Genomic DNA, 24,030 nt, shown 5'->3' with positions numbered 1-24,030 from the left:
CCGAACAGGACCGTGAAACGACTCCACGCCGATGATAGTGCGGATTGCCCGTGTGAAAGTAGGTAATCGTCAGGCTCCCCAGCAGTGAACAGAAACCCCACCCCCAAAAGGTGGGGTTTCTGCGTTTGGGGCGGTCTGAAACCACTGTATAAGTGAGAACATGGCTGCGGAACGACAAGCGGGTCTTGACAACCAGCGGTCGTTCCCCCATAATCCTCAGTTCTCTGCGGAGGGGTGCCCGAGTGGCTAAAGGGGGCAGACTGTAAATCTGTTGGCTTACGCCTACGTTGGTTCGAATCCAACCTCCTCCACCAGACATAAGTTGTTGTAGCAGTTGTTGGGAATCCATGAATCCTTGCGGGTGTAGCTCAATGGTAGAGCAGAAGCCTTCCAAGCTTACGACGAGGGTTCGATTCCCTTCACCCGCTCCAGCAACACAGAAGTAGCGCCCATGTGGCTCAGTGGTAGAGCACTCCCTTGGTAAGGGAGAGGTCGGCAGTTCGATCCTGCCCATGGGCACCAGACGTACTCGGTGATCGTTTGCGCACGGCGCAACGTACGGAAAAATCCTCTTAGGAGTCGAAAATGGCCAAGGGTAAGTTTGAGCGGACCAAGCCGCACGTGAACGTCGGCACGATCGGTCACGTTGATCACGGCAAGACCACGCTGACGGCGGCGATCACGACGGTTCTGACGCAGAAGTTTGGCGGCGAAGCGAAGGCGTACGACCAGATCGACGCGGCGCCGGAGGAGAAGGCGCGTGGTATTACGATCAACACGGCGCACGTGGAGTACGAAACAGCTAATCGCCATTACGCGCACGTCGACTGCCCGGGCCACGCTGACTATGTGAAGAACATGATCACGGGCGCAGCGCAGATGGACGGCGCAATCCTGGTGTGCTCGGCAGCAGACGGCCCGATGCCGCAAACGCGTGAGCACATCCTGCTGGCGCGTCAGGTTGGCGTGCCGTACATCATCGTGTTCCTGAACAAGTGCGACATGGTGGACGACGCTGAGCTGCTGGAGCTCGTCGAGATGGAAGTTCGCGAACTGCTTTCGAAGTACGACTTCCCGGGCGACGACACGCCGATCATCAAGGGTTCGGCCAAGCTGGCGCTGGAAGGCGACAAGGGGGAGCTGGGCGAAGTGGCGATCATGAACCTCGCCGACGCCCTGGACACCTACATCCCGACGCCGGAACGTGCCGTGGACGGCGCATTCCTGATGCCGGTGGAAGACGTGTTCTCGATCTCGGGCCGTGGCACGGTGGTGACCGGTCGCGTTGAGCGCGGCGTGGTGAAGGTCGGTGAAGAAATCGAGATCGTCGGTATCAAGCCGACGGTGAAGACGACCTGCACGGGCGTGGAAATGTTCCGCAAGCTGCTCGACCAGGGGCAGGCGGGCGACAACGTCGGTATCCTGCTGCGCGGCACGAAGCGTGAAGACGTGGAGCGTGGCCAGGTTCTGGCGAAGCCGGGTTCGATCAACCCGCACACGCATTTCACGGCTGAAGTGTATGTGCTGAGCAAGGACGAAGGTGGCCGTCACACGCCGTTCTTCAACAACTATCGTCCGCAGTTCTACTTCCGCACCACGGACGTGACGGGCTCGATCGAGTTGCCGAAGGACAAGGAAATGGTCATGCCGGGCGACAACGTGTCGATCACGGTGAAGCTGATCAACCCGATCGCGATGGAAGAAGGTCTGCGCTTCGCCATTCGTGAAGGTGGCCGTACGGTCGGCGCAGGTGTGGTTGCGAAAATTCTCGAGTAACGCCAGATAGTTCTCGTTGATCGGTAATTTCAGGGTTGACAGTCTCGTCAACCCCAAGTGGTTTAGGGGCATAGCTCAACTGGCAGAGCGTCGGTCTCCAAAACCGAAGGTTGGGGGTTCGATTCCCTCTGCCCCTGCCAACTCTTGCGTCGTATATGGCGCTTCGTTAAGGTGTTATGGCGAATCCTTCCGTCGAAACTGCAAATACATCCGGCGACAAGTTGATGCTCGTTGCGGGGGTATTGTTGGTCTTGGCCGGGTTCGTGGGGTTCTTCTGGCTCAGCGGCCAAGAATGGTACATCCGCGGAGCCGCCTTGGCTGTTGGCGCGATGGCGGGTGTTGTAGTCGGTCTTTTTTCTGCGCCTGGCAAGGGTTTCATCGCTTTCGCCAAAGACTCATACAAAGAGGTCCGTAAGGTTGTTTGGCCTACTCGCAAAGAGGCGATACAAACAACGCTTGTAGTCTTCGGCTTCGTGTTCGTTATGGCGATCTTTCTTTGGGCTAGTGATAAATCCATCGAATGGGCGATTTTCTCGGTGATTCTGGGTTGGAAATGATATGAGCGATACTCCGGCATCCCCGAGTGGCAAACGTTGGTATGTGGTGCACGCCTACTCCGGCATGGAGAAGAGTGTGCAGCGGGCGCTCCAGGAGCGCATCGAACGTGCTGGCATGCAAGATCAGTTTGGCCAAATCCTCGTGCCGACTGAAGAGGTCGTCGAGGTAAAAGGCGGTCACAAATCGGTGACTGAACGTCGTTTCTTTCCCGGCTACGTGCTGGTGGAAATGGAGATGACGGATGAAACGTGGCACCTCGTGAAGAACACGGCTAAGGTGACCGGTTTCGTCGGTGGCGCGCGCAATCGCCCCAGCCCGATTTCCCCGCGCGAAGTCGAAAAGATCATGTCGCAAATGCAAGAGGGCGTCGAAAAACCGCGTCCGAAGACCTTGTTCGAAGTAGGCGAGATGGTGCGCGTGAAGGACGGCCCGTTCACGGATTTTAATGGCAGCGTCGAAGAAGTGAATTACGAAAAGTCGCGCGTCCGTGTTTCCGTTACAATTTTTGGCCGCGCAACGCCGGTCGAGCTCGAATTCGGGCAAGTTGAAAAGCTGTAATCCAAATTTTGCGGGGACGCACTAACGGGTGCGTTCCGCATTTCGCGCTTACGGTCCGCGCAATGACCGTTGAGGAGCGCAAGTAGCAAATTTTCGGCGAACGCGCGCTACTACTCACTGAACGTATGACCGGATGGTTATGACGTTCCAAAGGGGTCTTCAACATGGCAAAGAAAATCATTGGCTTTATTAAGCTGCAGATTCCTGCAGGTAAAGCCAATCCATCGCCGCCGGTCGGTCCGGCACTCGGCCAACGCGGCCTGAACATCATGGAGTTCTGCAAGGCGTTCAACGCGCAGACTCAGGCATTGGAACCGGGGCTGCCGACTCCGGTCGTGATCACCGCGTTTGCTGACAAGAGCTTCACGTTTGTCCTCAAGACGCCGCCGGCTACCGTTTTGATCAAGAAGGCAGCGAAGATCGACAAGGGTTCGAGCAAGCCGCATACGGACAAGGTCGGCAAGATCACCCGTGCTCAAGCCGAAGACATCGCCAAGACCAAGATGCCCGATCTGACGGCAGCTGATCTGGACGCAGCGGTTCGTACGATCGCTGGTAGCGCCCGCTCGATGGGCATCACCGTGGAGGGCGTGTAAATGGCTAAGCTTTCAAAGCGTCTGCAAGCATTTGCAGCCAAGGTCGATCGTCAGAAGTTGTACCCGATTGACGACGCGCTGTCGCTGGTGAAAGAGTGCGCGAGCGCGAAGTTCGACGAGTCGATCGACGTCGCCGTGCAACTCGGCATCGACGCGAAGAAGTCCGACCAAGTAGTCCGTGGGTCGGTCGTGCTGCCGGCAGGCACCGGTAAGTCGGTCCGCGTTGCAGTGTTCGCACAAGGCGAAAAAGCCGAGCAAGCTCGTGCAGCTGGCGCGGAAGTGGTGGGTATGGAAGACCTCGCTGAGCAGGTCAAGGCTGGCAAGTTGGACTTCGACATTGTGATCGCTTCGCCGGACACCATGCGCGTCGTCGGTACACTCGGCCAGATCCTGGGCCCGCGCGGCCTGATGCCGAACCCGAAGGTCGGCACGGTTACGCCGGACGTCGCGACCGCAGTGAAGAATGCCAAGGCTGGTCAGGTGCAATTCCGTGTCGACAAGGCCGGTATTATCCACGCAACGATCGGCCGCGCCTCGTTTGAGCCGACCGCTCTTCGTAGCAACCTGAACGCTCTCGTCGAAGCGTTGCAAAAGGCGAAGCCGGCAACGAGCAAGGGCGTCTATCTGCGCAAGATTGCGGTATCGAGCACGATGGGCGTTGGCGTTCGCGTCGACCAGGCATCAATGGCAGCACAGTAAATTTCATCGCCTCGACGAGAGTCGGGGTGGTTTTATGGGCTTTGGGCGGTTGCGGGGTGGCAGTTTGCGTCGCGCAGCCGGTTGTCAAAGACCGTTGGCGGGCACGCAGCAGGTAGGCGAGTCCTTAATGTAAAGCCAACGCAGATGGCGAACCCGAAAAAGTTTTGTGGTGATGAAGCCGTTGGATGTCCGCAGCGATGCGGGCCTACGACGGTCGAAATACTCCTGACTGGTCGGACGCCGTTATTGAATGCGGTACACAAGGCGCACGCTGCGTGTATCGAATCTGGAGGTTAACCGTGCCACTCAACAAAGAAAGCAAGCAGGCCGTCGTCGCTGAGGTTGCCGCGCAAGTCGCGAAAGCCCAGACCGTGGTTCTGGCTGAGTATCGTGGGATCACGGTTGGCGATCTGACCAAGCTGCGCGCGAAAGCGCGTGAGCAACAGGTTTATCTTCGCGTGTTGAAGAACACGCTGGCGCGCCGCGCTGTCGAAGGTACCCCGTTTGCTCCGCTGGCAGAGCAGATGACCGGCCCCCTGATCTACGGCATCTCGGAAGATGCAATTGCTGCTGCAAAGGTCGTCAATGACTTTAGCAAGAGCAATGACAAGTTGGTCATCAAGGCTGGCGCCTACGAAGGCAACGTGATGGACAAGGCTGGCGTGCAAGCGCTGGCCAACATCCCGAGCCGCGAGGAGCTGCTCTCCAAGCTGTTGTTCGTTATGCAAGCTCCTGTTTCCGGCTTTGCGCGTGCTTTGGCAGCGCTTGCGGAAAAGAAGCAGGGCGAAGAGTCCGCTGCTTAACGTTCCTCAGCCGAGCGTAATTGATCGCTAGCTGTATCCGAATTCAATTTAGGAGTATTTCAAATGGCAATCGCAAAAGATGACATCCTTGAAGCCGTGGGCTCGATGTCGGTTCTGGAACTGAACGAGCTGGTTAAGGCGTTCGAAGAAAAATTTGGCGTGTCAGCTGCTGCTGTTGCAGTGGCAGGCCCTGCGGGCGGCGGCGCTGCTGCAGCTGTCGAAGAGCAGACCGAATTCACGGTCAATCTGGTCGAAGTTGGCGCGAACAAGGTTTCTGTCATTAAGGCTGTTCGGGAACTGACGGGTCTGGGCCTGAAGGAAGCGAAGGACCTGGTCGACGGCGCACCGAAGCCTGTTAAGGAATCGGTACCCAAGGCTGCTGCCGAAGAAGCCAAGAAGAAGCTGGAAGAAGCCGGCGCCAAGGCTGAAATCAAGTAAGCTTCAGCGCGCTGTGCGAAGGCTGGCGGTTTTGCACCGCCGGCCTTTTTGTGCTTTGTGGGAGCCGCGTTTTTGCAGGCTGATTTTGGCAAGAACTGCGATTCCCAGAGGCCAAAGAAAACCGCCGTCGGCAACACCGGCCGGCGTTTCTCTTTGTCTTCTGAAGCGACTGCAGAAGGCAAGTTTGGTCGGGTAGCGGGCAACACAGGCATCCGCTGCCGTCAGCCAGCGGTTGGTAGCGGCCAACCACCAAGCTTCTAGGCTCGTTCAAGCCATCGGACGGCCATCGGGTCTCAGTCGGTGAACACTCGGGTTGTCTCATCAAGGTATCCTGCCTCGACAACAATGCCCGCCGTGATTCGGAGATCGTATGCAATATTCCTTCACCGAGAAGAAGCGTATTCGTAAGAGTTTTGCGAAGCGCCCCATCGTTCACCAAGTACCTTTCCTGCTGGCTACCCAGCTTGAATCATTCAGCACGTTTCTGCAAGCAGACACGTCGTCCACGCAACGCAAGCCGGAAGGCCTGCAGGCCGCGTTCACGTCCGTTTTTCCGATTGTTTCGCACAACGGGTTCGCACGTCTGGAGTTCGTCAGCTACATGCTGTCGCCGCCGGCATTCAACATCAAGGAATGTCAGCAGCGCGGTCTGACCTACTGCTCGGCGCTGCGCGCGAAAGTGCGTCTGGTGCTGCTCGACAAGGAATCTCCCAGCAAACCGGTTGTCAAGGAAGTCAAGGAACAGGAAGTGTACATGGGCGAAATTCCGCTCATGACGCCGACCGGTTCGTTCGTCATCAACGGCACGGAACGTGTGATCGTGTCGCAGCTGCACCGTTCGCCGGGCGTGTTCTTCGAACATGACAAGGGCAAGACGCACAGCTCGGGCAAGCTCCTGTTCTCTGCACGTATCATCCCTTACCGTGGCTCGTGGCTCGACTTCGAGTTCGATCCGAAGGACGTGCTGTACTTCCGCGTCGACCGTCGCCGCAAGATGCCGGTCACGATCCTGCTGAAGGCAATCGGCCTGACGCCGGAACAGATCCTTGCAAACTTTTTCGTGTTCGACAATTTTACGCTGATGCCGGAAGGCGCCCAGATGGAATTCGTGCCCGAGCGCTTGCGTGGTGAAGTCGCGCGTTTCGACATCACGGACCGTGATGGCAACGTGATTGTCCAGAAAGACAAGCGGATCAACGCAAAGCACATTCGCGACCTCGACAACGCGAAGACCAAGTTCATCTCGGTCCCGGAAGATTATTTGCTCGGCCGCGTGCTGGCTAAGAACGTCGTCGACGGCGACACCGGCGAAGTCATCGCCAATGCGAACGACGAAATCACCGAAACGGTGCTCGAGAAGCTGCGCGAATCGAAGATCAAAGAGATTCAGACGCTCTACACGAACGACCTGGACCAAGGTCCGTATATTTCGTCGACGCTGCGCATCGACGAAACCGCGGACAAGATGGCCGCCCGCATTGCGATCTACCGCATGATGCGCCCGGGCGAACCGCCGACCGAAGAAGCGGTCGAGGCGCTGTTCAACCGCCTGTTTTACAGCGAAGACGCATACGACCTGTCCAAGGTGGGTCGTATGAAGTTCAATCGTCGCGTGGGTCGCGACGAGATCGTCGGACCGATGACACTGCAAGACGACGACATCCTCGCCACGATCAAGATCCTGGTCGAACTGCGTAACGGCAAGGGCGAGGTGGACGACATCGACCACTTGGGCAATCGTCGTGTGCGTTGCGTCGGCGAACTGGCGGAAAACCAGTTCCGCGCAGGTCTCGTGCGTGTCGAACGTGCTGTGAAGGAACGTCTTGGCCAGGCCGAAAGCGAAAACCTGATGCCGCACGACCTGATCAACTCAAAGCCGATTTCGTCGGCGATTCGCGAGTTCTTCGGTTCGTCGCAGCTGTCGCAGTTCATGGACCAGACGAACCCGCTGTCGGAAATTACCCACAAGCGCCGTGTCTCGGCACTTGGCCCGGGCGGTTTGACGCGTGAGCGCGCCGGCTTCGAAGTCCGCGACGTGCACCCGACTCACTACGGTCGGGTCTGCCCGATTGAAACGCCGGAAGGTCCGAACATCGGCCTGATCAACTCGCTGGCACTGTACGCTCACCTGAACGAATATGGCTTCCTGGAAACGCCGTATCGCAAGGTCGTTGACAGCAAGGTGACCGATCAGATCGACTATCTGTCGGCGATTGAAGAAGGCCGTTACGTGATCGCCCAGGCGAACGCGGCGGTGGCGGCTGACGGCTCGCTGACCGACGAACTGGTTTCGTCGCGGGAAGCCGGCGAAACGCTGATGGTTACGCCGGACCGCATCCAGTACATGGACGTCGCGCCGTCGCAGATCGTCTCGGTGGCAGCCTCGCTGATTCCGTTCCTCGAGCACGACGACGCGAACCGCGCGTTGATGGGTTCGAACATGCAGCGTCAGGCTGTGCCGTGTCTGCGTCCCGAAAAGGCCGTGGTTGGTACGGGTATCGAGCGCACGGTTGCGGTCGACTCGGGCACGACGGTTCAGGCGTTCCGCGGCGGTGTCGTGGATTACGTGGACGCTGGCCGTATAGTGATTCGCGTGAACGATGACGAAGCGGCTGCGGGCGACGTCGGTGTCGACATCTACAACCTGATCAAGTACACGCGTTCGAACCAGAACACCAACATCAACCAGCGTCCGATCGTGAAGATGGGCGACAAGGTTGCGCGCGGCGACGTACTGGCCGACGGTGCATCGACCGATCTGGGTGAGCTCGCGCTCGGCCAGAACATGCTGATCGCGTTCATGCCGTGGAATGGCTACAACTTCGAAGACTCGATCCTGATCTCGGAAAAGGTTGTGGCCGACGATCGCTACACGTCGATCCACATCGAAGAACTGAACGTCGTGGCTCGCGACACAAAGCTCGGACCGGAAGAAATCACGCGCGACATTTCGAACCTCGCGGAAGTGCAGCTTGGCCGTCTCGACGAGTCGGGCATCGTGTACATCGGCGCGGAAGTCGAAGCGGGCGACGTGCTCGTGGGCAAGGTCACGCCGAAGGGCGAAACCCAGCTCACGCCGGAAGAAAAGCTGCTGCGCGCGATCTTCGGCGAGAAAGCATCGGACGTGAAGGACACGTCGCTGCGCGTGCCTTCGGGCATGAGCGGCACGGTGATCGACGTGCAGGTGTTCACCCGCGAAGGCATTCAGCGCGATAAGCGCGCGCAACAGATCATCGACGATGAACTGAAGCGCTATCGCCTCGACCTGAACGACCAGTTGCGCATCGTGGAAGGCGACGCGTTCCAGCGTCTCGCACGCATGCTCGACGGCAAGGTCGCGAACGGCGGTCCGAAGAAGCTCGCGAAGGGCACGAAGATCGAACAGGCTTACCTGGAAGATCTCGATCACTACCACTGGTTCGACATCCGCCTCGCGGACGAAGAGGCCGCGGCACAGCTCGAAGCGATCAAGAACTCGATCGAAGAAAAGCGTCACCAGTTCGATCTCGCGTTCGAAGAAAAGCGCAAGAAGCTCACGCAGGGCGACGAACTGCCGCCGGGCGTGCTCAAGATGGTCAAGGTGTATCTGGCAGTCAAGCGCCGCTTGCAGCCTGGCGACAAGATGGCCGGCCGTCACGGTAACAAGGGTGTGGTGTCGAAGATCGTCCCGATCGAAGACATGCCGTACATGGCCGATGGCCGTCCGGCTGACGTCGTTCTCAACCCGCTCGGCGTGCCGTCGCGGATGAACGTGGGTCAGGTTCTCGAAGTGCATCTGGGTTGGGCCGCGAAGGGTCTGGGCTGGCGTATCGGCGAAATGCTGCAGCGTCAGGCGAAGATCGAAGAACTGCGCGAATTCCTGACCAAGATCTACAACGAGTCGGGCCGTGCCGAAGAGCTCGACAGCTTCACCGACGACGAGATCGTCGAACTGGCGAAGAACCTGCGCGAAGGCGTGCCGTTCGCGACGCCGGTGTTCGACGGTGCGACGGAAGAGGAAATGTCGCGCGCGCTGGATCTGGCATTCCCGGACGACATCGCGAAGAACCTCGGCATGACGCCGTCGAAGAACCAGGTGCGTCTGTACGACGGCCGCACGGGCGAAATGTTCGAACGTACGGTGACGGTCGGCTACATGCACTACCTGAAGCTGCACCACCTGGTCGACGACAAGATGCACGCGCGTTCCACGGGCCCGTACTCGCTCGTGACGCAGCAGCCGTTGGGCGGTAAGGCGCAGTTCGGTGGCCAGCGTTTCGGTGAAATGGAAGTGTGGGCGCTCGAAGCGTACGGCGCATCATACGTGCTGCAGGAAATGCTGACGGTGAAGTCGGACGACGTGACGGGCCGGACCAAGGTTTACGAGAACCTGGTCAAGGGCGATCACGTGATCGATGCCGGCATGCCTGAGTCGTTCAATGTGTTGGTGAAGGAAATCCGGTCGCTCGGTATCGACATCGACCTGGACCGGAACTAATCGGACTACTGGAGAGAAGCGATGAAAGCTTTGCTCGATCTATTCAAGCAAGTCCAACAACCTGAAGTTTTTGACGCGATCAAGATCGGTCTGGCCTCGCCGGACAAGATCCGTTCGTGGTCGTTCGGTGAAGTCAAGAAGCCCGAAACCATCAACTACCGGACGTTCAAGCCGGAACGCGATGGTCTGTTCTGCGCGAAGATCTTCGGGCCGATCAAAGACTACGAATGCCTTTGCGGCAAGTACAAGCGCCTGAAGCACCGTGGCGTGATCTGCGAGAAGTGCGGCGTCGAAGTGACGCTCGCGAAGGTGCGTCGCGAACGGATGGGCCACATCGAACTGGCCTCGCCGGTTGCGCACATCTGGTTCCTCAAGTCGCTGCCGTCGCGTCTGGGCATGGTGCTCGACATGACGCTGCGCGACATCGAGCGCGTGCTGTACTTCGAAGCATATGTGGTGATCGATCCGGGCATGACGCCGCTCAAAGCGCGGCAGATCATGACCGAAGAGGATTACTACAACAAGGTCGAAGAGTACGGTGATGAATTCCGTGCCGAGATGGGCGCGGAAGGCGTTCGCGAACTGCTGCGGGCAATCAATATCGACGAACAGGTCGAGATGCTGCGCACCGAACTCAAGAACACGGGTTCGGAAGCGAAGATCAAGAAGTACGCGAAGCGCCTGAAGGTGCTCGAGGCTTTCCAGCGCTCCGGCATCAAGCCTGACTGGATGGTGCTCGAAGTGCTGCCGGTGCTGCCGCCGGAACTGCGTCCGCTGGTGCCGCTGGACGGCGGCCGCTTCGCGACTTCGGACCTGAACGACCTGTATCGCCGCGTGATCAACCGCAACAACCGGTTGAAGCGTCTGCTCGAACTGAAGGCGCCTGAAATCATCGTCCGCAACGAAAAGCGGATGCTGCAGGAAGCCGTCGATTCGCTGCTCGACAACGGCCGGCGCGGTAAGGCGATGACCGGCGCGAACAAGCGTCCGCTGAAGTCGCTCGCCGACATGATCAAGGGCAAGGGCGGTCGTTTCCGTCAGAACCTGTTGGGTAAGCGCGTCGACTACTCGGGCCGTTCGGTCATCGTGGTCGGCCCGACGCTCAAGCTGCATCAGTGTGGTCTGCCGAAGCTGATGGCGCTGGAACTGTTCAAGCCGTTCATCTTCAACAAGCTGGAAGTGATGGGTGTGGCTACCACCATCAAGGCCGCGAAGAAGGAAGTCGAGAACCAGACAGCGGTGGTGTGGGACATCCTCGAAGAGGTGATCCGCGAGCATCCGGTCATGCTGAACCGTGCGCCGACGCTGCACCGTCTAGGCATTCAGGCTTTCGAGCCGGTGCTGATCGAAGGTAAGGCAATCCAGCTGCACCCGCTTGTTTGCGCGGCGTTCAACGCCGACTTCGACGGTGACCAGATGGCTGTTCACGTCCCGCTGTCGCTGGAAGCGCAGATGGAGGCACGCACGCTGATGCTGGCGTCGAACAACGTGCTGTTTCCGGCTAACGGCGATCCGTCGATCGTGCCGTCGCAGGACATCGTGCTCGGCCTGTACTACGCGACCCGGGAAGCCGTGAACGGCAAGGGCGAAGGCCTGACCTTCACGGGCGTCTCGGAAGCGCTGCGTGCGTACGAGAACAAGGAAGTGGAGCTCGCCTCGCGCGTCAACGTGCGGATCACGGAAATGGTCTACAACGAGGACACGTCGGAAGGTGCGCCGGCATTCGTGCCGAAGATCACGCTGTACGCAACGACCGTCGGCCGCGCAATCCTGTCGGAAATCCTGCCGCCGGGCCTGCCGTTCTCGGTGCTGAACAAGCCGCTCAAGAAGAAGGAAATCTCGCGTCTGATCAACACCGCATTCCGCAAATGCGGTCTGCGCGAAACGGTCATTTTCGCCGACCAGTTGATGCAGTCGGGCTTCCGTCTGGCAACGCGCGCTGGCATCTCGATCTGCGTGGACGACATGCTCGTGCCGCCGCAGAAAGAGGTCATCGTCGGCGACGCAGCCAAGAAGGTGAAGGAATACGACCGTCAGTACATGTCGGGGCTCGTCACCGCGCAGGAACGCTACAACAACGTGGTCGACATCTGGTCGGCAACGTCGGAAGCGGTCGGCAAGGCGATGATGGAGCAGCTTTCGACCGAACCGGTGACCGATCGCGACGGCAAGGAAACGCGGCAGGAATCGTTCAACTCCATCTACATGATGGCGGACTCGGGTGCGCGTGGTTCAGCGGTTCAGATTCGTCAGCTGGCCGGTATGCGTGGCCTGATGGCGAAGCCGGACGGCTCGATCATCGAGACGCCGATTACGGCGAACTTCCGCGAAGGCCTGAACGTGTTGCAGTACTTCATCTCGACCCACGGTGCACGTAAGGGTCTGGCTGATACGGCACTGAAGACGGCGAACTCCGGTTACCTGACGCGGCGTCTGGTCGACGTGACGCAAGACCTGGTGGTGGTCGAGGACGATTGCGGTACGTCGAACGGCGTCGCCATGAAGGCGTTGGTCGAAGGCGGCGAAGTGGTCGAAGCGCTGCGTGACCGTATTCTCGGGCGCGTGGCGGTGGCTGACGTCGTCAATCCGGAATCGCAGGAAACGCTGTTCGAATCGGGTAGCTTGCTCGATGAAGACGCGGTGGAAGAAATCGAACGCCTCGGCATCGACGAAGTGCGCGTGCGTACGCCGCTCACCTGCGAAACGCGTTACGGCCTGTGCGCAGCGTGCTATGGCCGCGACCTCGGCCGCGGCTCGCTGGTGAACGTCGGCGAGGCAGTCGGTGTGATCGCTGCTCAGTCGATCGGTGAACCGGGAACGCAGCTCACGATGCGTACGTTCCACATCGGTGGTGCGGCGTCGCGTGCGGCAGTGGCCTCGTCCGTCGAAGCGAAGTCGAACGGTACCGTGCGTTTCACGGCGACGATGCGTTACGTCACCAACGCGAAGGGCGAACAGATCGTCATCTCGCGTTCTGGCGAAGCGATGATCACCGACGACCACGGGCGCGAACGCGAACGTCACAAGGTGCCGTACGGCGCCACGCTGTTGCAACTGGACGGCGCGCAGATCAAGGCGGGCGCGCAACTCGCGACGTGGGACCCGATGACGCGTCCGATCATCACCGAATACGGTGGCACGGTGAAGTTCGAGAACGTCGAGGAAGGCGTGACCGTTGCGAAGCAGATCGACGATGTGACCGGGCTGTCGACGCTGGTCGTGATCGACGTCAAGCGTCGTGGTTCGCAAGCGTCCAAGACGGTGCGTCCTCAGGTCAAGCTGCTCGATGCGAACGGCGAGGAAGTCAAGATCCCGAACACCGAGCACTCGGTGCAAATCGGCTTCCAGGTCGGCGCTCTGATCACCGTGAAAGATGGTCAGCAAGTGCAGGTCGGCGAAGTGCTCGCACGTATTCCGACCGAATCGCAGAAGACGCGTGACATTACCGGCGGTCTGCCGCGTGTGGCGGAACTGTTCGAAGCACGTTCGCCGAAGGACGCAGGTATCCTCGCGGAAGTCACGGGGACGACTTCGTTCGGTAAGGACACGAAGGGCAAGCAGCGTCTCGTTATCACGGACCTCGAGGGCAACCAGCACGAGTTCCTGATCGCGAAGGAAAAGCAGGTTCTCGTGCACGATGGTCAGGTCGTCAACAAGGGCGAAATGATCGTCGACGGGCCGGCGGACCCACACGACATCCTGCGCTTGCAGGGCGTGGAAGCGCTGTCGCGTTACATCGTGGACGAAGTGCAGGACGTGTACCGTCTGCAAGGCGTGAAGATCAACGACAAGCACATCGAAGTGATTGTTCGTCAGATGCTGCGGCGCGTGCAGATTACGGACAATGGCGATACGCGTTTCATCCCGGGCGAACAGGTCGAGCGGTCGGATATGCTCGACGAGAACGACCGCATGATCGCGGAAGACAAGCGTCCTGCAACATACGAAAACGTGTTGCTCGGTATCACGAAGGCGTCGCTGTCGACCGATTCGTTCATCTCCGCGGCGTCGTTCCAGGAAACGACCCGCGTGCTGACCGAAGCGGCGATCATGGGCAAGCGCGACGATCTGCGCGGTCTGAAGGAAAACGTGATCGTCGGTCGTCTGATTCCGGCCGGTACAGGTCTCGCGTTCCACAAGGCGCGCAAGAGCAAGGAACTGTCCGACCGCGAACGTTTCGACCAGATCGCAGCGGAAGAGTCGTTCGAATTCGGTACGCCGGAAACCCCGGCTGCCGAACAGCAGCACTCAGGGGAGTAAGTCCCGGCGGCGCAAGCCGCTTGGGCCCACCACCCAGCGAAGCCGCTCAGTTTCGACTGAGCGGCTTTTTTTATGCATCTGTCTTTGTGCGACGTCGCGGCTTCCTAAGCCCGATGGCTAACGTTCTCGCAAAGCGCGGGCGCAGCGCGAGTGCGTTGGGTAAAATTCATGTCACCGGCTTTTGGCTGCTTTTCTCAAATTCATGTCCCGTCCGCTCCAGATCCTCAACGAAGTCTTCGGTTATCCCGCGTTCCGAGGGCAGCAGGGAGAAATTGTCGAGCACGTCGCAGGCGGTGGCGATTGCCTCGTGTTGATGCCGACGGGCGGCGGCAAATCGCTGTGCTATCAGATACCGTCGCTGGTGCGGCGCGAAGGCGGCTTCGGCACCGGCATTGTCGTGTCGCCGCTGATCGCGCTGATGCAGGACCAGGTGGCCGCGCTCACCGAAGTTGGCGTACGCGCCAACTATCTGAATTCCACGCTGTCCAGCGCCCAGGCGATGGCCACGGAACGCGCATTGCGCGACGGCGAAATCGATCTGCTCTACGTGGCGCCGGAGCGTCTGATGACGCCACGTTTCCAGGAATTGCTCGAGCGCACGCGCATTGGTTTGTTCGCCATCGACGAGGCGCATTGCGTGTCGCAATGGGGGCACGACTTCCGACCCGAATATATTCAGCTGTCGGTGCTGCACGAGCGTTTTCCGAACGTCCCGCGCATAGCGCTGACTGCCACTGCGGATGCGATCACGCGCGAGGAGATCATTCACCGCCTCGCGCTGGATGACGCACGCATCTTCGTGTCCAGTTTCGACCGGCCGAACATCCGCTATCGCATTGCCGAAAAGGACAATGCACGGGCTCAGTTGCTGGACTTCATCCGTGCCGAGCATTCGCGGCCGGACGGCACCACCGACGCCGGAGTCGTCTATTGCCTGTCGCGCCGCAAGGTGGAAGAAACCGCGGAGTGGCTCAAAGAAAAAGGCATGCGCGCGCTGCCGTATCACGCCGGCATGGAGTTCGAGATTCGCCAGAAACATCAGGAGATGTTCCAGCGCGAAGAAGGCATCGTGATGTGTGCGACGATCGCATTCGGCATGGGGATCGACAAACCGGACGTGCGTTTCGTCGCTCATCTCGACTTGCCGAAGAGCGTCGAAGGCTACTACCAGGAAACCGGCCGCGCCGGCCGCGACGGCATGCCGGCCAACGCGTGGATGGCATACGGTCTCGGCGACGTTGTGCAGCAGCGCAAAATGATCGACGAGTCCGATGCCGACGACGCGCATAAGCGCGTGCAGACCAGCAAGCTCGATGCGCTGCTCGGCCTGTGCGAGACGGCGACTTGCCGGCGCGTCCGGTTGCTCGGTTACTTCGGCGAAACCAGCAAACCGTGCGGCAATTGCGACAATTGCCTTGAGCCGCCTGCGACCTGGGACGCAACGCGCGAGGCGCAAATGGCACTGTCCTGTGTGTTCCGCGCGCAGCGGGCAAGCGGTTTCAACTTCGGCGCTGGCCATCTAATCGACATTCTGCGCGGCAACCGCAGCGAGAAAATCATGCAGCGCGGCCACGACAAGCTGAGCACGTTTGGCATTGGCGCGGCGCTCGGGGAGCCCGAGTGGCGCGCCGTGTTTCGCCAGTTGGTGGCGTTCGGCTATCTGACGGTCGACCACGAAGGCTTTGGCTCGCTCGTGCTGACCGAAGCGAGCAAGCCGGTGCTCAAGGGCGAGCAGAACGTGACGATGCGCCGCTACGTGAAGCCCACGCGCAGCCGGCAGTCGTCCGGCCGTACCAGCGAGCGGGCTGATCCGACAATCGGCATGGGGCCGCGCGAACGGACTCGCTGGGAGCGTCTGCGCGCCTGGCGTACCGAGACGGCGAAGCGCGATGGCGTGCCGGCGTACGTCATTTTCCACGATGCAACGCTCGCCGAAATCGCCCGGAATGGCCCGGACTCCGTCGACGATTTGCGCGGCATTCCGGGCATGGGTGCGCGCAAACTGGACCGTTTTGGCAACGAATTGCTGGAAGTCGTCGCTGCGGATTGACGGTTCTGTCAGTGCCGGAGAACGTCCGCAGGCATGCAAAATATCGCAAGCGTTTGACTCAGTTAGTGTTTTCGGACTATTATGCTAGGTTCCGGTTCTTGGAATGCCGGGGCGCGAATCCAATTCACGTGCTGCAGTCCATCCGGAAGTTCGATGCGCAATCGTTTCTGCTTTGCCCGGAAACAGATGCGTCGATTTTGTTCAATTTCAGGAATAAACAATGCCAACCATCAATCAACTGGTTCGCAAAGGCCGCGCGTCGGAAACGACGAAGAGCAAAAGCCCGGCCTTGCAGGACTGCCCCCAGCGTCGCGGCGTGTGCACCCGTGTGTACACCACCACGCCGAAGAAGCCGAACTCGGCACTCCGTAAGGTCGCAAAGGTGCGCCTGACTAACGGCTTCGAAGTCATTTCTTATATCGGTGGTGAAGGCCACAACCTGCAGGAACACTCGGTCGTGCTGATTCGCGGCGGCCGTGTGAAGGACTTGCCGGGTGTGCGTTACCACATGGTTCGCGGCTCGCTGGATACCCAGGGCGTCAAGGATCGTAAGCAGGCTCGCTCGAAGTACGGTGCGAAGCGTGCCAAGGCCGGCAAGTAATTGGCCGGCCAGTAGTTTCAGGTCGCCTGCAAGGGCGGTAATAGCGGTGGTGCCGGATTCGCCGGTGCTGTCGAGTAAGTGGTCACCCGACCAGGCTGGTAAGTCTTGAAGATGAATCGGGTTAGTTGGTGGCCGCGGGGCTAAAAGTAGCTCCAACTGAAAAAGTAAAGGAAGAAACATGCCGCGTCGTCGCGAAGTCCCCAAGCGGGAAGTGTTGCCGGATCCGAAGTTCGGTAACGTTGATGTAGCTAAGTTCATGAACGTGCTGATGCTCTCCGGCAAGAAGTCGGTTGCCGAGCGTATCGTGTACGGCGCTTTTGAACAGATCCAGACAAAGGGTGGCAAGGACCCGCTGGAAGTGTTCACGGTAGCGCTCAACAACGTCAAGCCGGTGGTCGAAGTCAAGAGCCGCCGCGTTGGTGGTGCGAACTATCAGGTTCCGGTCGAAGTGCGCCCGTCGCGTCGTATGGCATTGGCGATGCGTTGGTTGCGTGAAGCCGCGAAGAAGCGCAGCGAGAAGTCGATGGCCCTGCGTCTGGCAGGTGAACTCTCAGAAGCGGCCGAAGGCCGTGGCGGCGCAATGAAGAAGCGCGACGAAGTTCACCGGATGGCAGAAGCCAACAAGGCGTTCTCGCACTTCCGTTTCTAAGCTTCCCGAACCCGGGTTAGCGGAAACAACGGAGAGAAATTCCGGGCGGGTGCGCTTACAAAGCGCCTCGCCCGTTTGTGTTACAGCGCGATGGGTATTTTCTCGCATCGCGTCATCCCAATAGAGGATCAAAGTGGCTCGCAAGACACCTATCGAGCGCTACCGTAACATCGGTATTAGCGCTCACATCGACGCCGGCAAAACGACGACGACCGAGCGCATCCTGTTCTACACCGGCGTGAACCACAAGATTGGTGAAGTTCACGACGGCGCTGCCACCATGGACTGGATGGAGCAGGAGCAAGAACGCGGCATCACGATCACGTCCGCTGCTACCACGGCGTTCTGGAAAGGCATGGCCGGCGACCGCGCTGAGCACCGCATCAACATCATCGATACCCCGGGCCACGTCGACTTCACGATTGAAGTCGAGCGCTCGATGCGCGTGCTCGATGGCGCATGCATGGTTTATTGCGCAGTGGGCGGCGTGCAGCCGCAGTCGGAAACCGTGTGGCGTCAGGCCAACAAGTACAAGGTTCCCCGTCTCGCGTTCATCAACAAGATGGACCGTACGGGCGCGAACTTCTTCAAGGTCTACGACCAGCTAAAGCTGCGTCTGAAGGCGAACCCGGTTCCGGTCGTCGTGCCTATCGGCGCGGAAGAGAACTTTACGGGCGTCGTCGATCTGCTGAAAATGAAGGCGATCATTTGGGACGATGCATCCCAAGGCACCAAGTTCTCGTACGAAGAAATCCCTGCGGAACTGCTTGATTCGTGCAACGAATGGCGCGAAAAGATGGTCGAGGCGGCTGCTGAGTCGAGCGAAGACCTGATGAACAAGTACCTGGAAGACGGCGAGCTGTCTGAAGCGGAAATCGTCAAGGGTCTGCGTGACCGTACGATCGCGTGCGAAATCCAGCCGATGCTGTGCGGTACCGCGTTCAAGAACAAGGGCGTTCAACGCATGCTGGACGCGGTGCTCGACTTCCTGCCGTCTCCAATCGACATCCCGCCGGTCACTGGCGAGCTGGAAAACGGTGAGCAGGGCGAGCGCCGGGCTGCTGACGACGAAAAGTTCTCGGCACTGGCATTCAAGATCATGACCGACCCGTTCGTCGGCCAGCTCATTTTTTTCCGCGTGTACTCGGGTATTGTGAATTCGGGCGACACCGTGCTCAATGCGACCAAGGACAAGAAGGAACGTCTGGGGCGTATTCTGCAAATGCACGCGAATCAACGCGAAGAGATCAAGGAAGTTCGCGCGGGCGACATCGCTGCTGCGGTCGGCCTGAAGGACGCGACGACCGGCGACACGCTGTGCGATCCGCAAAGCCCGATCGTGCTGGAACGCATGATTTTCCCGGAGCCGGTGATTTCGCAGGCTGTTGAGCCGAAGACGAAGCCTGACCAGGAAAAGATGGGTCTGGCGCTGAACCGTCTGGCTCAGGAAGATCCCTCGTTCCGCGTTCAAACGGACGAAGAGTCGGGACAAACCATTATTTCGGGGATGGGTGAGCTTCACCTCGAAATTCTGGTGGACCGTATGAAGCGCGAATTCGGCGTGGAAGCGACTGTCGGCAAACCGCAGGTTGCCTACCGCGAGACGATTCGCGGCAAGGCGGAAGACGTTGACGGCAAGTTCGTCAAGCAGTCGGGTGGTCGCGGGCAGTACGGTCACGCGGTCATCACGCTTGAGCCGAACGAGCAAGGTAAGGGCTACGAGTTCCTCGACGAGATCAAGGGCGGCGTGATTCCGCGCGAATACATCCCGGCGGTGGACAAGGGTATCCAGGAAACGTTGAAGGCAGGCGTGCTCGCAGGGTTCCCGGTCGTTGACGTCAAGGTTCACCTGACGTTCGGTTCGTACCACGACGTTGACTCGAACGAAAATGCGTTCCGCATGGCCGGCTCGATGGCGTTCAAGGAAGCGATGCGCAAGGCGCAGCCGGTCATTCTGGAGCCAATGATGGCCGTGGAAGTGGAAACGCCGGAAGACTACATGGGCAACGTGATGGGCGACCTGTCGGGCCGTCGCGGTATCGTTCAGGGCATGGATGACATGGTTGGCGGCGGCAAGATTGTTCGCGCCGAAGTGCCGCTGTCGGAAATGTTCGGCTACTCGACGTCGCTGCGTTCGCTGACCCAAGGTCGTGCGACGTACACGATGGAGTTCAAGCACTACTCAGAAGCACCGCGTAACGTATCCGAAGCGATCATCAACGCGAAGTCGAAATAATCGCGCGGCGAGTCATTTAACGATTAACTTTTGAAAGAAGAGAAACATGGCTAAAGGTAAATTCGAACGGACCAAGCCGCACGTGAACGTCGGCACGATCGGTCACGTTGATCACGGCAAGACCACGCTGACGGCGGCGATCACGACGGTTCTGACGCAGAAGTTTGGCGGCGAAGCGAAGGCGTACGACCAGATCGACGCGGCGCCGGAGGAGAAGGCGCGTGGTATTACGATCAACACGGCGCACGTGGAGTACGAAACAGCTAATCGCCATTACGCGCACGTCGACTGCCCGGGCCACGCTGACTATGTGAAGAACATGATCACGGGCGCAGCGCAGATGGACGGCGCAATCCTGGTGTGCTCGGCAGCAGACGGCCCGATGCCGCAAACGCGTGAGCACATCCTGCTGGCGCGTCAGGTTGGCGTGCCGTACATCATCGTGTTCCTGAACAAGTGCGACATGGTGGACGACGCTGAGCTGCTGGAGCTCGTCGAGATGGAAGTTCGCGAACTGCTCTCGAAGTACGACTTCCCGGGCGACGACACGCCGATCATCAAGGGTTCGGCCAAGCTGGCGCTGGAAGGCGACAAGGGGGAGCTGGGCGAAGTGGCGATCATGAACCTCGCCGACGCCCTGGACACCTACATCCCGACGCCGGAACGTGCCGTGGACGGCGCATTCCTGATGCCGGTGGAAGACGTGTTCTCGATCTCGGGCCGTGGCACGGTGGTGACCGGTCGCGTTGAGCGCGGCGTGGTGAAGGTCGGTGAAGAAATCGAGATCGTCGGTATCAAGCCGACGGTGAAGACGACCTGCACGGGCGTGGAAATGTTCCGCAAGCTGCTCGACCAGGGGCAGGCGGGCGACAACGTCGGCATCCTGCTGCGCGGCACGAAGCGTGAAGACGTGGAGCGTGGCCAGGTTCTGGCGAAGCCGGGTTCGATCAACCCGCACACGCATTTCACGGCTGAAGTGTATGTGCTGAGCAAGGACGAAGGTGGCCGTCACACGCCGTTCTTCAACAACTATCGTCCGCAGTTCTACTTCCGCACCACGGACGTGACGGGCTCGATCGAGTTGCCGAAGGACAAGGAAATGGTCATGCCGGGCGACAACGTGTCGATCACGGTGAAGCTGATCAACCCGATCGCGATGGAAGAAGGTCTGCGCTTCGCCATTCGTGAAGGTGGCCGTACGGTCGGCGCAGGTGTGGTTGCGAAGATTCTCGAGTAAAGTCGCGGGTTAAACCTGCGGTAAGTGGTGCCCGGAGCCGGGCGCCTGTCGATAGCAGTCGGCGCTGAGTGCTTACTCCTATCCGATGCCCGGTTCTACGTTCTTTTTCTATCTGGCGGCGCAATGCCGCCTCGCTCTTTCCAAGGAATTGTCATGCAAAACCAGAAAATTCGCATCCGCCTGAAGGCTTTCGACTATCGCCTGATCGATCAATCGGCAGCTGAAATCGTCGACACGGCAAAGCGGACTGGCGCAATCGTTCGTGGTCCGGTGCCTCTGCCGACCCGTATTCAACGCTTCGACATCCTGCGTTCGCCGCACGTCAACAAGACGTCGCGCGATCAGCTCGAAATTCGCACGCACCAGCGCCTGATGGACATCGTCGACCCGACGGACAAAACCGTCGACGCGCTGATGAAGCTCGACCTGCCGGCTGGCGTGGACGTCGAAATCAAGCTGCAGTAAGGCTGTCAGAGTTTGCCCGGCGCGCCGGGCAACGCTAAGTCATTGATTGCTTGCGGAAAACGAAAGGCCTCGCTATAATGCAAGGCTTTTCGCGCATTTGCGCAAAAAAGTCGGTGTGCTGCAGCATGAATTCATGCCCGAAACGGCACCGGCATTTTGTAAATTAGCCCCGACCAATCGCAGTCGGGAATGGAGAAAACGATGAGCCTTGGACTCGTAGGTCGCAAGGTTGGCATGACCCGTATCTTCACGGCAGAAGGGGATTCGATTCCCGTTACCGTGCTGGACGTGTCCGACAACCGCGTGACGCAGATCAAGACTGTTGAAACCGACGGCTACACGGCCGTGCAGGTTGCATTCGGGACGCGCCGTGCATCGCGTGTGACGAAGCCGTTGGCCGGTCATCTCGCCAAAGCCGGTGTTCAAGCCGGTGAAATCCTCAAAGAATTCCAGATCGATGCCGCCAAGGCTGCCGAGTTGTCGAACGGCACCGTGGTCGGTCCCGACCTGTTCGAAGTGGGCCAGAAGGTCGACGTGCAAGGTGTGTCGATCGGTAAGGGCTACGCCGGCACCATCAAGCGTTACAACTTCGCATCCGGGCGTGCATCGCACGGTAACTCGCGCTCGCACAACGTGCCGGGTTCGATCGGTATGGCGCAAGATCCGGGTCGTGTTTTCCCGGGTAAGCGCATGACCGGTCACATGGGTGACGATACTGTGACGGTGCAGAACCTCGAAATTGCACGTATCGACGCCGACCGGAAGCTATTGCTGGTCAAGGGCGCTGTGCCGGGTGCGAAGGGCGGCAAGGTATTCGTTACGCCGGCCGTGAAGACGCGTGCTGTGAAAGGAGCGAAATAATGGAACTTAAGCTCCTGAATGCCAATGGTCAGGAAGGTGCAGGCGTTAGCGCGTCGGACGTCGTGTTCGGCCGCGATTACAACGAAGCCCTGATTCACCAGGTCGTGGTTGCGTACCAGGCGAATGCCCGCAGCGGCAACCGTGCACAGAAGGATCGTGAGCAAGTCAAGCACACGACCAAGAAGCCGTGGCGCCAGAAGGGTACGGGCCGTGCCCGTGCCGGTATGTCGTCGAGCCCGTTGTGGCGTGGCGGTGGCCGCATCTTCCCGAATTCGCCGGAAGAAAACTTTTCGCACAAGGTCAACAAGAAGATGCATCGCGCAGGTCTCTGCTCGATCTTCTCGCAGCTGGCCCGCGAAGGCCGCATTTCGGTGGTCGACGAGCTGACGCTCGAAGCGCCGAAGACGAAGCTGCTGGCCGAAAAATTCAAGGCAATGGGTCTCGACTCCGTGCTGGTGATTACCGACACGGTTGACGAAAACCTGTACCTCGCGTCGCGCAACCTCGCCCACGTGGCGGTTGTCGAGCCGCGCTACGCCGACCCGCTGTCGCTGATCTACTTCAAGAAGATCCTGATCACGAAGGCTGCGGTCGCCCAGATCGAGGAGTTGCTGTCATGAGCGAGATTCGCAAGAACGATCATCGTTTGATGCAGGTCCTGCTCGCGCCGGTGATCTCCGAAAAGGCGACGCTGGTGGCCGACAAGAACGAGCAAGTCGTGTTCGAAGTCGCGCCCGATGCCACGAAGCAGGAAGTGAAAGCCGCAGTCGAGCTGCTGTTCAAGGTGGAAGTCAATTCCGTCAACGTGCTGGTCTCGAAGGGCAAAGCCAAGCGCTTTGGCCGCTTCATGGGCAAGCGCAAGGACGTGAAGAAGGCGTACGTCTGTCTGAAGCCCGGCCAGGAAATCAACTTTGAAGCGGAGGCCAAGTAATCATGGCAATCGTTAAAGTTAAGCCGACTTCGCCGGGCCGCCGCGCGATGGTCAAGGTGGTCAACAAAGATCTGCACAAGGGCAAGCCGTTCGCTGCGTTGCTCGACACGCAGTCTTCGACCGCCGGCCGTAACAACAACGGTCACATCACCACCCGTCACAAGGGTGGTGGTCACAAGCATCACTATCGCGTCGTCGATTTCCGTCGCAATAAGGACGGCATCGCAGCGAAGGTCGAGCGCCTCGAATACGATCCGAACCGCAGCGCGAACATTGCGCTGGTGCTGTACGCAGACGGCGAACGCCGCTACATCATTGCTCCGAAGGGTCTCACTGTCGGTCAGCAACTGATGTCGGGTTCGGAAGCGCCGATCCGCGCAGGCAACACGCTGCCGATCCGCAACATCCCGGTCGGTACAACGATCCACTGCATCGAAATGCTGCCGGGCAAGGGCGCGCAAATGGCGCGGTCGGCTGGTACGTCGGCGATGTTGCTGGCTCGCGAAGGCATCTACGCACAGGTCCGCCTGCGCTCGGGTGAAATCCGCCGCGTCCACGTTGAGTGCCGCGCGACGATTGGTGAAGTTGGCAACGAAGAGCATAGCCTCCGTCAAATCGGTAAGGCTGGCGCGAACCGCTGGCGTGGTATCCGCCCGACGGTGCGTGGCGTTGCAATGAACCCGGTCGATCACCCGCACGGTGGTGGTGAAGGCAAGACGGCTGCAGGTCGCGATCCGGTGAGCCCGTGGGGCACGCCTGCTAAGGGTTATCGCACCCGCAGCAACAAGCGCACGACGAGCATGATCGTCCAGCGCCGTCACAAGCGTTAAGGAGT

20 protein-coding genes and 4 tRNA genes are annotated in these 24,030 nt (G+C 59.5%); 23 read left to right on the top strand and 1 reads right to left on the bottom strand.

Annotation, left to right across the window (positions count from 1 at the left end; all coding sequences use genetic code 11):
* Nucleotides 1-228: 228 nt before the first annotated feature.
* The 11 genes from ABQJ48_RS24350 to rplL all read left to right on the top strand — a co-directional run bounded on the left by ABQJ48_RS24350 (nt 229) and on the right by rplL (nt 5,428).
* Nucleotides 229-314, top strand: a tRNA-Tyr gene (locus ABQJ48_RS24350).
* A gap of 43 nt (nt 315-357) precedes the next feature.
* Nucleotides 358-431: transfer RNA gene (locus tag ABQJ48_RS24345), tRNA-Gly, on the top strand.
* Nucleotides 432-447: 16 nt separating this feature from the next.
* Nucleotides 448-522 (top strand) — tRNA-Thr (locus ABQJ48_RS24340).
* A 63-nt stretch (nt 523-585) separates the two neighbouring features.
* Nucleotides 586-1,776, top strand: coding sequence for an elongation factor Tu (tuf, locus tag ABQJ48_RS24335; RefSeq protein WP_012434572.1), 1,191 nt, complete (start codon nt 586-588; stop codon nt 1,774-1,776).
* Between the two features lie 64 nt (nt 1,777-1,840).
* A tRNA-Trp gene (locus ABQJ48_RS24330) sits at nt 1,841-1,916 on the top strand.
* Nucleotides 1,917-1,952: 36 nt separating this feature from the next.
* Entirely contained in the window at nt 1,953-2,333 is a 381-nt protein-coding gene (secE, locus tag ABQJ48_RS24325; protein WP_367840527.1) for a preprotein translocase subunit SecE, read from the top strand.
* Between the two features lies 1 nt (nt 2,334).
* Nucleotides 2,335-2,892 carry a transcription termination/antitermination protein NusG gene (nusG, locus tag ABQJ48_RS24320; protein WP_007180147.1) on the top strand — a complete coding sequence of 186 codons (558 nt, stop codon included), beginning with the start codon at nt 2,335-2,337 and terminating at the stop codon, nt 2,890-2,892.
* A 164-nt stretch (nt 2,893-3,056) separates the two neighbouring features.
* Nucleotides 3,057-3,488, top strand: a complete 432-nt coding sequence (gene rplK / locus ABQJ48_RS24315; RefSeq protein ID WP_012434578.1) for a 50S ribosomal protein L11 — start codon at nt 3,057-3,059, stop codon at nt 3,486-3,488.
* A complete protein-coding gene (gene rplA / locus ABQJ48_RS24310) occupies nt 3,489-4,187 on the top strand; it encodes a 50S ribosomal protein L1 (protein WP_367840526.1) in 699 nt (232 codons plus the stop codon).
* Nucleotides 4,188-4,486: 299 nt separating this feature from the next.
* The gene (rplJ, locus tag ABQJ48_RS24305; protein WP_013340748.1) at nt 4,487-4,990 is read left to right on the top strand and encodes a 50S ribosomal protein L10; all 504 of its coding nucleotides are present in this window, start codon (nt 4,487-4,489) and stop codon (nt 4,988-4,990) included.
* Nucleotides 4,991-5,053: 63 nt separating this feature from the next.
* Nucleotides 5,054-5,428 (top strand): 50S ribosomal protein L7/L12, encoded by a 375-nt coding sequence (rplL, locus tag ABQJ48_RS24300; protein WP_367840525.1) that lies wholly within the window; start codon nt 5,054-5,056, stop codon nt 5,426-5,428.
* A 3-nt stretch (nt 5,429-5,431) separates the two neighbouring features.
* Here rplL and ABQJ48_RS24295 read toward each other — a convergent pair whose 3' ends face one another.
* Complete coding sequence (locus ABQJ48_RS24295) at nt 5,432-5,674, bottom strand: hypothetical protein (RefSeq protein ID WP_367840524.1); 243 nt, start codon at nt 5,672-5,674, stop codon at nt 5,432-5,434.
* Nucleotides 5,675-5,798: 124 nt separating this feature from the next.
* Here ABQJ48_RS24295 and rpoB point away from each other — a divergent pair, with 124 nt between their 5' ends.
* The 12 genes from rpoB (at nt 5,799) to rplB (ending at nt 24,025) form a co-directional block, all read left to right on the top strand.
* The gene (gene rpoB / locus ABQJ48_RS24290; RefSeq protein ID WP_367840523.1) at nt 5,799-9,905 is read left to right on the top strand and encodes a DNA-directed RNA polymerase subunit beta; all 4,107 of its coding nucleotides are present in this window, start codon (nt 5,799-5,801) and stop codon (nt 9,903-9,905) included.
* 21 nt (nt 9,906-9,926) lie between these two features.
* Entirely contained in the window at nt 9,927-14,165 is a 4,239-nt protein-coding gene (gene rpoC / locus ABQJ48_RS24285; RefSeq protein WP_367840522.1) for a DNA-directed RNA polymerase subunit beta', read from the top strand.
* Nucleotides 14,166-14,367: 202 nt separating this feature from the next.
* On the top strand, nt 14,368-16,215 hold the full coding sequence (recQ, locus tag ABQJ48_RS24280) for a DNA helicase RecQ (RefSeq protein ID WP_367840521.1): 1,848 nt from the start codon (nt 14,368-14,370) through the stop codon (nt 16,213-16,215).
* A 220-nt stretch (nt 16,216-16,435) separates the two neighbouring features.
* Complete coding sequence (gene rpsL, locus ABQJ48_RS24275; protein WP_006998493.1) at nt 16,436-16,816, top strand: 30S ribosomal protein S12; 381 nt, start codon at nt 16,436-16,438, stop codon at nt 16,814-16,816.
* Between the two features lie 178 nt (nt 16,817-16,994).
* Entirely contained in the window at nt 16,995-17,465 is a 471-nt protein-coding gene (gene rpsG, locus ABQJ48_RS24270; protein ID WP_006053291.1) for a 30S ribosomal protein S7, read from the top strand.
* Between the two features lie 133 nt (nt 17,466-17,598).
* Nucleotides 17,599-19,701, top strand: a complete 2,103-nt coding sequence (gene fusA / locus ABQJ48_RS24265) for an elongation factor G (RefSeq protein WP_367840520.1) — start codon at nt 17,599-17,601, stop codon at nt 19,699-19,701.
* A 46-nt stretch (nt 19,702-19,747) separates the two neighbouring features.
* On the top strand, nt 19,748-20,938 hold the full coding sequence (gene tuf / locus ABQJ48_RS24260; protein ID WP_012434572.1) for an elongation factor Tu: 1,191 nt from the start codon (nt 19,748-19,750) through the stop codon (nt 20,936-20,938).
* A gap of 153 nt (nt 20,939-21,091) precedes the next feature.
* Nucleotides 21,092-21,403 carry a 30S ribosomal protein S10 gene (gene rpsJ / locus ABQJ48_RS24255; protein WP_006998489.1) on the top strand — a complete coding sequence of 104 codons (312 nt, stop codon included), beginning with the start codon at nt 21,092-21,094 and terminating at the stop codon, nt 21,401-21,403.
* A gap of 201 nt (nt 21,404-21,604) precedes the next feature.
* The gene (gene rplC / locus ABQJ48_RS24250) at nt 21,605-22,264 is read left to right on the top strand and encodes a 50S ribosomal protein L3 (RefSeq protein ID WP_007180137.1); all 660 of its coding nucleotides are present in this window, start codon (nt 21,605-21,607) and stop codon (nt 22,262-22,264) included.
* Nucleotides 22,264-22,884, top strand: coding sequence for a 50S ribosomal protein L4 (gene rplD / locus ABQJ48_RS24245; RefSeq protein WP_007180136.1), 621 nt, complete (start codon nt 22,264-22,266; stop codon nt 22,882-22,884). The genes rplC and rplD overlap by 1 nt, the downstream gene beginning before the upstream one ends.
* Entirely contained in the window at nt 22,881-23,195 is a 315-nt protein-coding gene (gene rplW, locus ABQJ48_RS24240) for a 50S ribosomal protein L23 (protein WP_007180135.1), read from the top strand. Before rplD ends, rplW begins: the two co-directional genes overlap by 4 nt.
* A gap of 2 nt (nt 23,196-23,197) precedes the next feature.
* Nucleotides 23,198-24,025: a 50S ribosomal protein L2 gene (gene rplB / locus ABQJ48_RS24235; RefSeq protein ID WP_367840519.1), complete on the top strand. Its 828-nt coding sequence runs from the start codon at nt 23,198-23,200 to the stop codon at nt 24,023-24,025.
* Nucleotides 24,026-24,030: the final 5 nt, after the last annotated feature.

Origin of the sequence: Paraburkholderia suaedae (assembly GCF_040812055.1) — a bacterium.
GTDB lineage: Bacteria > Pseudomonadota > Gammaproteobacteria > Burkholderiales > Burkholderiaceae > Paraburkholderia.
Note: the sequence above shows the minus strand (reverse complement) of the source record. Positions and strands in the feature narration are given on the sequence as shown.

Excerpts from the sequence above, each read along its gene's own strand:
- rplW (WP_007180135.1), top strand. The coding sequence starts at position 22,881 with ATGAGCGAGATTCGCAAGAACGATCATCGTTTGATGCAGGTCCTGCTC.
- rplA (WP_367840526.1), top strand. The coding sequence starts at position 3,489 with ATGGCTAAGCTTTCAAAGCGTCTGCAAGCATTTGCAGCCAAGGTCGAT.
- rplD (WP_007180136.1), top strand. The coding sequence starts at position 22,264 with ATGGAACTTAAGCTCCTGAATGCCAATGGTCAGGAAGGTGCAGGCGTT.
- rpsG (WP_006053291.1), top strand. The coding sequence starts at position 16,995 with ATGCCGCGTCGTCGCGAAGTCCCCAAGCGGGAAGTGTTGCCGGATCCG.
- rpoB (WP_367840523.1), top strand. The coding sequence starts at position 5,799 with ATGCAATATTCCTTCACCGAGAAGAAGCGTATTCGTAAGAGTTTTGCG.
- rplK (WP_012434578.1), top strand. The coding sequence starts at position 3,057 with ATGGCAAAGAAAATCATTGGCTTTATTAAGCTGCAGATTCCTGCAGGT.
- tuf (WP_012434572.1), top strand. The coding sequence starts at position 19,748 with ATGGCTAAAGGTAAATTCGAACGGACCAAGCCGCACGTGAACGTCGGC.
- tuf (WP_012434572.1), top strand. The coding sequence starts at position 586 with ATGGCCAAGGGTAAGTTTGAGCGGACCAAGCCGCACGTGAACGTCGGC.
- recQ (WP_367840521.1), top strand. The coding sequence starts at position 14,368 with ATGTCCCGTCCGCTCCAGATCCTCAACGAAGTCTTCGGTTATCCCGCG.
- nusG (WP_007180147.1), top strand. The coding sequence starts at position 2,335 with ATGAGCGATACTCCGGCATCCCCGAGTGGCAAACGTTGGTATGTGGTG.
- rplB (WP_367840519.1), top strand. The coding sequence starts at position 23,198 with ATGGCAATCGTTAAAGTTAAGCCGACTTCGCCGGGCCGCCGCGCGATG.
- rplC (WP_007180137.1), top strand. The coding sequence starts at position 21,605 with ATGAGCCTTGGACTCGTAGGTCGCAAGGTTGGCATGACCCGTATCTTC.
- rpsL (WP_006998493.1), top strand. The coding sequence starts at position 16,436 with ATGCCAACCATCAATCAACTGGTTCGCAAAGGCCGCGCGTCGGAAACG.
- secE (WP_367840527.1), top strand. The coding sequence starts at position 1,953 with ATGGCGAATCCTTCCGTCGAAACTGCAAATACATCCGGCGACAAGTTG.
- rplL (WP_367840525.1), top strand. The coding sequence starts at position 5,054 with ATGGCAATCGCAAAAGATGACATCCTTGAAGCCGTGGGCTCGATGTCG.
- rpsJ (WP_006998489.1), top strand. The coding sequence starts at position 21,092 with ATGCAAAACCAGAAAATTCGCATCCGCCTGAAGGCTTTCGACTATCGC.
- rpoC (WP_367840522.1), top strand. The coding sequence starts at position 9,927 with ATGAAAGCTTTGCTCGATCTATTCAAGCAAGTCCAACAACCTGAAGTT.